This is a genomic window from Psychromarinibacter sediminicola (assembly GCF_029168335.1).
GTDB lineage: Bacteria > Pseudomonadota > Alphaproteobacteria > Rhodobacterales > Rhodobacteraceae > Psychromarinibacter > Psychromarinibacter sediminicola.
In genome coordinates, this window is sequence record NZ_JARGYC010000133.1 from 1 (window position 1) to 5624 (window position 5624).

General features: G+C 69.5%; 8 protein-coding genes. 4 read left to right on the top strand and 4 right to left on the bottom strand.

The window, feature by feature from the left end; genetic code table 11:
- Positions 1–55: 55 nt before the first annotated feature.
- Both P1J78_RS23865 and P1J78_RS23870 read right to left on the bottom strand, forming a co-directional pair.
- Entirely contained in the window at positions 56–637 is a 582-nt protein-coding gene (locus P1J78_RS23865) for an MmgE/PrpD family protein (protein ID WP_309568151.1), read from the bottom strand.
- Positions 638–798: 161 nt separating this feature from the next.
- A complete protein-coding gene (locus P1J78_RS23870; RefSeq protein ID WP_275569876.1) occupies positions 799–1248 on the bottom strand; it encodes a type II toxin-antitoxin system RatA family toxin in 450 nt (149 codons plus the stop codon).
- A gap of 67 nt (positions 1249–1315) precedes the next feature.
- On the opposite strand from P1J78_RS23870, the gene hpt reads away from it, so the two are divergent.
- Complete coding sequence (gene hpt / locus P1J78_RS23875; RefSeq protein ID WP_275569877.1) at positions 1316–1855, top strand: hypoxanthine phosphoribosyltransferase; 540 nt, start codon at positions 1316–1318, stop codon at positions 1853–1855.
- Here the strand turns inward: hpt and P1J78_RS23880 are convergent.
- Positions 1845–2753: a tetratricopeptide repeat protein gene (locus P1J78_RS23880; protein ID WP_275569878.1), complete on the bottom strand. Its 909-nt coding sequence runs from the start codon at positions 2751–2753 to the stop codon at positions 1845–1847. The genes hpt and P1J78_RS23880 overlap by 11 nt on opposite strands.
- Positions 2754–2831: 78 nt before the next feature.
- Between P1J78_RS23880 and P1J78_RS23885 the strand changes: the two genes are divergently transcribed.
- Positions 2832–3017: a hypothetical protein gene (locus P1J78_RS23885; protein ID WP_275569879.1), complete on the top strand. Its 186-nt coding sequence runs from the start codon at positions 2832–2834 to the stop codon at positions 3015–3017.
- Positions 3018–3100: 83 nt separating this feature from the next.
- Here P1J78_RS23885 and P1J78_RS23890 read toward each other — a convergent pair whose 3' ends face one another.
- Complete coding sequence (locus tag P1J78_RS23890; RefSeq protein WP_275569880.1) at positions 3101–3964, bottom strand: LysR family transcriptional regulator; 864 nt, start codon at positions 3962–3964, stop codon at positions 3101–3103.
- A gap of 94 nt (positions 3965–4058) precedes the next feature.
- On the opposite strand from P1J78_RS23890, the gene P1J78_RS23895 reads away from it, so the two are divergent.
- A complete protein-coding gene (locus tag P1J78_RS23895) occupies positions 4059–4535 on the top strand; it encodes a c-type cytochrome (RefSeq protein ID WP_275569881.1) in 477 nt (158 codons plus the stop codon).
- Between the two features lie 23 nt (positions 4536–4558).
- Complete coding sequence (locus P1J78_RS23900; RefSeq protein WP_275569882.1) at positions 4559–5449, top strand: c-type cytochrome; 891 nt, start codon at positions 4559–4561, stop codon at positions 5447–5449.
- The last annotated feature ends 175 nt before the right edge of the window (positions 5450–5624 follow it).

Here is a 5624-nt window from a genome sequence, read left to right on the forward strand (position 1 = left end):
CCAGCATATGCAGAGCGACATCGACGAACTCATGCCTTGGAGCTTCGCTGAATAGTCAACCCGCAGCGCCAAGGGTGATGGGCGGCCGCTTACGCCTCGCCGCGAGGCCCAGGGCATGCGCCATCCGCGCGTCGTCCAACCGCATGAGCCGCCCGGCCGCGGCCGCCGCGCCGAAGGCGCCGGCCGTGGCCGTCTGGTGGAACCCGGTGCGGTAATGCGACCGCCCCAGCCACTCGCCGACGCGAATCGACAGCTCGGCGCCGATGACGCAGGCGTCGAGGAACGCGCCGCCGCCGGTTCCGTCCCGCTCCGCCACCGCCAGCGCGGCGGGGATCACCGCGACGGACGGGTGCCCGATATGGCCGAAATGGGTGTCGTCGTAGTCCAGCGCATGGCTGGCCGTTCCGTTGGCAAGCGCCGCCGCCCGGGCGGGCAAACGCACCGTCTGGCCGAACAGCGCGGCCTGTTCGGCGCCGCCCTCGGCCCCGACCATGTCGCGGACCAGGCGCGCGACGGGCTCGTTCCGGCCCGCATAGCCGCAGATCGCCCAGTCGAACATCGACAATCGCATCATCGCGCGCACGCCCGCATTCGGCTCGGCGGAAACGGCGAAACGCGCCAGCTCAGCAGTGATCATGCACTCTCTCCCCAAAACGGCCCGGGTCGCGGGCGGCCCGCCGGGCCGGCCGCTCGCCTTCGAAGCTATCGGCGCAAATCGTAAAGATCGGGTTGCCGCAAGACCAGTGCGACCGGGTCGCAAGACCGGTGCGACCGGGCCGCATTGTCAATGCGACCGGGTCAGCGCCCGTAGAGCTCGTCCGCGCGCCGCTCGAAGGCGCGCACGATCCGCTTCATCGCGTCGTTGAAGACCAGGCCGATCGCGCGCTGCAGCACGAAGTTGCGGAACTCGAAATCGACGAAGAAAGACACCTCGCAGCCGCCGTCGTCCAGCTCCGCGAAGCTCCAGGTGCTCGTGAGATATTTGAAAGGCCCGTCAATATATTCCGTGACGATCTTCATGTCGCTGTCATGCAGCTCCACCCGGCTGCCGAAGCGTTCGCGGAATACCTTGAACGAAATCACCAGGTCCGCCTCCATCAGCCGGCCGTAGTCGGTCGGCGCGACCTTGCGGACCCGGGCGGCGGAGCACCACGGCAGGAATTCGGGATACTTGTCGACATCGGCCACGAGGTCGAACATTTGCTGCGCGGTGTAGGGCAGCCGTCGGGTGTCGGTGTGCGTCGTCATACGTGATTGCTTTTGCCTGTCTGACCCCTTTTCCTATGGCCGGGACAGCGGAAATCAAGGGGGCGACATGTCTCAACCGGCTTACGTGGTCGACACGATGATCTCGGCCAAGGCCATCGCAGCCCGGATCGAGGAGCTGGCGCGGGAGATTCGCGGCACTTTCGGCGATACCGAGCAGCTCGTCGTCGTCGGGCTGTTGCGCGGCTCCTTCGTGTTCATCGCCGATCTCGTGCGCGAGCTGGATCTGCCGGTGGAGGTCGATTTCCTGGAGGCGTCCTCCTACGGCGACTCGATGCAGTCGAGCCGCGAGGTGCGCATCCTGAAGGACCTGCGCGGACAGATCGCGGGCCGGGACGTGCTGGTGGTCGAGGACATCGTCGACACCGGCTATACGCTGGACCACGTGGTCAAGCTGCTGGCCACCCGCCTGCCCCGACGGCTGGAGACCATCGCGCTGCTCGACAAGCCGACGCGCCGCGAGGTGGAGGTGCGGGCGACCTGGACGGGCTTCGAGATACCGGACGAGTTCGTCGTCGGCTACGGCATCGACTATGCCCAGCGCAACCGCAACCTGCCCTATATCGGCAAGGTGCGCTTCACCGGATGAGCGAGGGTGTCAGCGCCGCGCCCGCCGCGCGCGTCTCGGCGTCGATCAGCCCGGACAGTTCGGCGCATTCGGCCTCGATCTCCTCGGCATCCTCCGCCGGCGCCCGCTCCATGCCGATCAGGCACCAGGCCCAGCCTTCCGCCGGGTCCGACCAGCCCGACTCCCAGTCGATCAGCCACCAGGCGAGGTTGACCGCCGCCCGGGCATGGCCCGCCTGCGCCGCCATCCGGTAAAGCGCGATGGCCGCCAGCGGGTCGTAGGTCACGCCATAGGCGTTGGCATACATCGCACCCAGATTGTTCAGCCCCATCGGGTCGCCGGCCTCCGCCGCGGTCCAGAACAGATCCAGCGCATAGGCGAAGTCGTTGTCGATCCCGTCCCCGTCGCCCACATAGAGCCGCCCGAGATTGTTCATCGCCAGGAGGTTGCCGGCCTCCACCGCCTGCGCGTACAGATCGCGCGCCCGTTCGACATCGCGCGCGCCGCCCACCCGGCCGCGTTCCAGCAGATGCCCGAGGTTGACCATCGCGCCGTCGTTGCCCTGCGCCGCGGCGCGTTCGTAGTAACCTGCCGCCCTGTCCGGGTCGCTCTCCTGGTGAAACAGGCCCAGATTGTAGAGCGCGCGCGGGAAATCCTGCGCGGCCGACTTCTCCCACCAGTCCAGCGCCGTGTCGCGGTCCTGCGGCACCCCGTTGCCCTCGTCATAGGCATCGGCGAGGATGTTCTGGGCGTTGGCATCGCCCGCCTCGGCCGCCGGGATCAGCACCTTGAGCGCCGCCGCGTAGGCGCCATCTATGTAGAGCTGCCGGGCCTCGGCGATCTCGTCCTGGCTGGGCTGGGCCGACGCCGGCGCGGCGGCGAGACCGAGGGCAAGGCAGAGCAGAAACGGACGCAGCATGGAAATATCTCCCTGGAAACCGGATGCGATCAGCCTATCGCCGCCTGCCGGTGCGTCAATCGCGCAGGGGGCGGCGCGATGAACCCGACCTGGCTGTTGCGCGCCAAGCGCTGGGTGCAGAACCCGCCCTCCTGGGGGCGGGTGAAGCTGGTCGCGGGGGTGATCGTCCTCTGCCTCGGGCTGTTCGCGGTGGAGCGGATCTGGGGCTGGCCCGACTGGCTCACGCCCGAAAACGCGCGCCCGCCGAGCCGGGTGGCGCGGTAAGGCGGGTTCATTCGCATTCGGCGAGGCGCCCCGGCGTGGCGATGTCGCAGGCCCGAGCGGATCCCGCACTTGCGCGGCCTGCGCTAGGCGCGCCGGGACACCTGCGCGCGCACCGCCTCCGGCAGGGCGGCGGCGAGCCGGTCGCGCACCACGGCGACGCGCGGCGCGTCGGCCAGGTCGGCATGGGTGGCGACCCAGAGCGGCACCGACATCGGCGGCGCCACGCCCTCCAGCCGGTCCAGCCGCGGATCGGGCTCTCCCAGGATCGTCGGCAGGAAGGCCCACCCCATCCCCGCCGCCGCCATCTCGCGCAGCGACACGAAGCTGTCCGCCGTCCCGGCGATCTGCGACGGCGGCACATGCTCGGCGATCCAGACGGCGGGCTGCGCCTTGGCCTGCGCCCGCCCCGGCGCCAGCCAGCGCCCGTCGGACCGCGGCGCGACGTAGACGGCGAAGTCCAGCGCGCCGGCGCGCAGCCCGGTCAGGTCGTCATCGAGCGACGGCGTCGGGCGCACTGTGATGTCGGACTGCATCCGCCCCAGATCCAGATGGCTGTTGGAGCATTGCAGCTCCAGCCGCAGCCCGGACGCCTCGGCGGCGATCTCGGCCAGCGCCGGCGGCAGCACCGTGGCGCAGAGCGAGTCGGTGGAGGTGATGCGCACCACCCCGGTCAGTGGCGCCTGCGCCCCCTCCAGCAGCCGGTCGACGGCCAGCACCGCCGCTTCCACCGCGCGCGCCGCCTCGATCAGCCGCATCCGCTCGGGCGGGACGGAATAGCCGCGGACCGTGCGCTCGAACAGCTCGCCGCCGTGGCGGTCCTCGAAGGCGCCGATGCGGCGCAGGACCGTGGCGTGATTGACCCCCAGCGCCCGCGCCGCCGACGCGACGGACCCGTTCTCGGCCACCGCCAGAACGAAGCGCAGATCGTCCCAATTCTCCCTGTGCATAATCTATCAGCGCTCCTGCAAAATCTCTCAATGGCTTTTTGTTTGCACACAGCTACCCTCTGCCCAGCTAAACCGACAACAGGGAGAGCCAGAAATGACATTCACGCGACCGATTATGATGGGTTTGACCGCCGCGCTCGTGGCCGGCAGCACGGTGCTGGCGGCCAGCCACGTCAACGTGGAGGGCGCGGTGAAGGCGCGGCAGTCGCATATGCAGCTCTACGCCTTCAACATCGGCATCCTCGGCAACATGGCCAAGGGCGAGGTCGACTTCGACGCCGCGTCGGCCCAGGCGGCCGCCGACAATCTGGCCGCGCTGGCCAAGATCGACCAGTCCGCCTACTGGCCCGCCGGCTCCAGCACCGAGGACGGTCTGGAAGTCAAGACCCGCGCCCTGCCGGCGATCTGGGAGAGCGACAGCGACATCGGCACCAAGATCACGAACCTGGTCGAGGCGACCGAGGCGATGGCCGCCGACGCCGCCACGCTGGAAGGCGTGCAGGCGAACATGCGCAGCCTCGGCGGGGCTTGCGGCGGCTGCCACGAGGATTATCGTCAGTCCGACAACTGAGGACCGACATGTAAGGGGGCCGCATGGGCCGCATTCTGGGGGGTCTGGTCGTCCTGGCCTTGGTCGGGGCGGCCGTTTTCTGGTGGGTCACACGGCCCGTGACGGCCGACGCCTCCGTGCTGGAGGGGATCGAACCCGACCTGGCGCGGGGCGAATGGGTGTTCCACGCCGGCGGCTGCGCCTCGTGCCACGCGGCCGAGGACGCCGAGGGCGAGGCGCGGCGGGTGCTGTCCGGCGGACGCGCCTTTCCCAGCGAATTCGGGACCTTCTATGCGCCGAACATCTCGCCGGATGACGCGGCCGGGATCGGCGACTGGTCGGCGCTGGACCTCTACAACGCGATGCATCACGGTGTCTCGCCGGAGGGCCGGCACTATTACCCGGCCTTTCCCTACGGCACCTACGCCAATGCCACGCCGAAGGACATCGTCTCGCTGCACGCCTTCCTGCAGACCCTGCCGGAGAGCGACGCGGCGAACCGGCCGCACGAGGTGGGCTTTCCGTTCGACATCCGCCGCAGCCTCGGCGGCTGGAAGGCGCTGTTCATGCGCGACGGCTGGGTCGTGGAGGGCGAGCTGACCGAGGCGCAGACCCGCGGCCGCTACATCGCCGAGGCGCTGGGGCATTGCGCCGAATGCCACACGCCGCGCAACCTCATGGGCGGGATGAACCGCGCGGAATGGCTGAGCGGCGCGGCGAACCCCTCGGGCGACGGGCGGATCCCGAACATCACGCCGGCCGCGCTCGACTGGTCCGAGACGGATCTGGTGGCCTATTTCACCTCGGGCTTCACGCCCGACTTCGACAGCGCCGGCGGCCATATGGCAGACGTCATCAGGAACCTCGCCGAGCTGCCCGAGGCCGACCGGGCGGCACTGGCCGCCTATCTCAAGGCGGTGACCCCGGTGGAGTAGCGCGCGGGGGCGTCGGCGGACGCCCGGACAGGCATCGAGCGGCCCGCAGGCGCCCGGCCGCCCGACCGGGCCAGCGGCGGCATTAGCAGGCTGCTGAAAAACTCTGCCTCGACAGGGGTTTGAGAACGTGATTCACCCTTTGCACGGCATGCTGGGGGTGATGATGCGCGGGACG